The 2,219-nt window shown below is 65.3% G+C and carries 5 protein-coding genes; 3 read left to right on the top strand and 2 right to left on the bottom strand.

Annotated features, from left to right (window positions below; genetic code table 11):
• Positions 1-644, bottom strand: a 644-nt coding sequence (locus tag ENZ75_RS29555) for a winged helix-turn-helix domain-containing protein (RefSeq protein ID WP_164888107.1), incomplete at its 3' end; no start/stop codon positions are given.
• 68 nt (positions 645-712) lie between these two features.
• On the opposite strand from ENZ75_RS29555, the gene ENZ75_RS29550 reads away from it, so the two are divergent.
• The 3 genes from ENZ75_RS29550 to ENZ75_RS29540 all read left to right on the top strand — a co-directional run bounded on the left by ENZ75_RS29550 (position 713) and on the right by ENZ75_RS29540 (position 1,666).
• Positions 713-928, top strand: a complete 216-nt coding sequence (locus ENZ75_RS29550) for a DUF1127 domain-containing protein (protein ID WP_063169647.1) — start codon at positions 713-715, stop codon at positions 926-928.
• A gap of 64 nt (positions 929-992) precedes the next feature.
• On the top strand, positions 993-1,325 hold the full coding sequence (locus tag ENZ75_RS29545; RefSeq protein WP_013528650.1) for an NIPSNAP family protein: 333 nt from the start codon (positions 993-995) through the stop codon (positions 1,323-1,325).
• Positions 1,322-1,666, top strand: a complete 345-nt coding sequence (locus ENZ75_RS29540) for an antibiotic biosynthesis monooxygenase (protein ID WP_013528651.1) — start codon at positions 1,322-1,324, stop codon at positions 1,664-1,666. The genes ENZ75_RS29545 and ENZ75_RS29540 overlap by 4 nt, the downstream gene beginning before the upstream one ends.
• A 10-nt stretch (positions 1,667-1,676) precedes the next feature.
• Here the strand turns inward: ENZ75_RS29540 and ENZ75_RS29535 are convergent.
• The coding region (locus ENZ75_RS29535) for a VIT1/CCC1 transporter family protein (RefSeq protein WP_348630639.1) at positions 1,677-2,219 on the bottom strand (543 nt) is incomplete at its 5' end.

The following is a 2,219-nucleotide window of genomic DNA, read 5'->3' as shown; positions in this document are numbered from 1 at the left end:
TTGCCCGGCAGCGAGAAAATCACCGCGCGGCTGTCCTTCTCGCGGCGCGCCCATTTCTCGGCAAGGATCTTGTCGAGGATGGCGGCGCCCAGCGTGCCGGCGAGGTGCGAACGGCGCACGCTCCAGTCGAGGCAGGCGCGGCATACCGGCCGGCGCGGCTTGGTGTAGACGTCGATGCCGATCGCGGCGAAATGCGAAGCCGCCGATGGCCCGAGCCTGATCTCTTGTTCGTCGCGGACCAGTACGTTCTTGGCGACGAGCCGGTCGAGCATCGCCACTGCCTGCTCGCCGGCGAGGTGATCGTAGCAGACGCGCGCCACGCGCATCGCTGCATCGCGCGGACCCGGCCGCACACGCTTTGGACCGACGGCTTCCGCGACGCCTGTGATGGCTTCGATCATGCCCGCCACCTGCGGTCCGGCGAGGCCGTAATAGCGATGCCGGCCCTGGCTCGCCACCGTGAGCAGCCCACCTTCCATCAGTTTGCCCAGGTGCGAGCTGGCGGTCGGCAGCGAGACGCCGGCCTCGAGCGCCAGCTCGCTTGCCGTCAGCGCCGTGCCGCCCATCAGGGCATTTAGCATGTTTGCCCGTGCCGGGTCGCCGACCAGGCTGGCGATGCGGGCGATGTCGGGTCCTTCGCGCATAGTTCGTTCCTCATCGAAGCGTTCTTGTCAGATAATCACTATTCTCCGGTGAGATCAAGGAGACGACGATGGCCGCACGAACCGCTTTCCCCTCAGCCCCGCTCCACAGCCGTCGGTTCTTCCCGTTCGTCAGCTGGTTGCGTTCGCGGCTGCTGGCCCGCTGGTATGACCGCCATCTGCAGCGTCTCGACCTTGCCGAGATCGACGACCATCAGCTGCGCGACCTTGGCCTGACGCGGCAAGACGTGCGCCGCGAATGCGCGAAGTCCTTCTGGCAGCCCTAGCAGACCAGTCGGCACGACGTTTCGATGTCGTTCAAACTATTGACGCAGCCCCGAGGAGACCACAATGACCATCACCTGCTTCATCCGCTACGAGATCGACCCGTTCGGCAAGGCGGCCTTCGAGGAGTATGCGCGCAACTGGGGTCAGGCCATTCCGCGCTGCGGCGCCGATCTGATCGGCTATTACGCGCCGCATGAGGGCTCGGCGACGACCGCCTATGCGGCCTATAACATCGAAAGCCTGGCCGCCTACGAAGCCTATCGCGCCCGGCTTGCCGCCGATCCCGCCGGCAAGGCAAACTACGAGTTCGCCAAACGCGAGAGATTCATCCTGAAGGAGGATCGCATGTTCCTGAAACTGGCCTCAGGCCCGCACGCGAAACTGGTGCTGCCGTGATTGCCGTCATCTTCGAGGTCGAACCGGCGGAGGGCCGGCGCGATGCCTATCTGAGCATCGCCGCGGACCTGCGTCCGCTGCTCGACGGCATTGACGGCTTTCTCTCCATCGAGCGTTTTCAGAGCCTGGCCGATCCGAACCGCATCCTGTCGCTGTCGTTCTGGCGAGATGAGGAAGCCGTGAAGGACTGGCGCAACACCGAGGAACACCGGCAGGCGCAGAAGGCCGGTCGCGGCGGCATCTTTGCCGGCTACCGATTGCGCATCGCCCATGTCGTGAGGGACTATGGGCTGACGGAAAGGGACGAGGCGCCGGCCGACAGTCGGGCGGTGAATGGGTGAGTGAGGCTACTCACGCATTCCCGATCAGCACGCCGGCCGCGAACACCAGGGCGCCGCCCAGCACCACCTGGAAGGCGGCGCGCAGGAAGGGCGTCTGCATGTAGCGGTTCTGGACAAAAGCGATCGCCCACAATTCGAAGAACACCACCACCGCGGCAACCCCGGTCGCCGTCCAGAAATGCGGAATGAGATAGGGGAGTGCATGCCCGAGACCGCCTAGCGTCGTCATGATGCCGACGGTCAGACCGCGCTTGAGCGGCGAGCCGCGGCCCGACAGCTTGCCGTCGTCTGAAGCGACTTCGGTGAAGCCCATCGAAATGCCGGCGCCGATCGAGGCGGCAAGCCCGACCAGCAGCGTCTGCCAGGTGTCATGCGTGGCAAAGGCGGCAGCAAAGATCGGCGCCAGTGTGGACACCGATCCGTCCATCAGCCCGGCCAGCCCTGGTTGCACATAGGTGAGGATGAACTGGCGCTGCTCGGCGGCGGTCTCTTCATCCTTCACTTCGCCCGGCACATGTTTCTGCTCCAGCCGCTGCGCCAGTGTCTCATGGCC

Origin of the sequence: Mesorhizobium sp. M7A.F.Ca.CA.002.04.1.1 (assembly GCF_004022805.1) — a bacterium.
Taxonomy (GTDB): Bacteria; Pseudomonadota; Alphaproteobacteria; order Rhizobiales; family Rhizobiaceae; genus Mesorhizobium; species Mesorhizobium ciceri.
The sequence above is the reverse complement of the archived record's forward strand: the minus strand, read 5'-3'. Positions and strand labels throughout refer to the sequence as shown.

Excerpts from the sequence above, each read along its gene's own strand:
- ENZ75_RS29550 (WP_063169647.1), top strand. The coding sequence starts at position 713 with ATGGCCGCACGAACCGCTTTCCCCTCAGCCCCGCTCCACAGCCGTCGG.
- ENZ75_RS29545 (WP_013528650.1), top strand. The coding sequence starts at position 993 with ATGACCATCACCTGCTTCATCCGCTACGAGATCGACCCGTTCGGCAAG.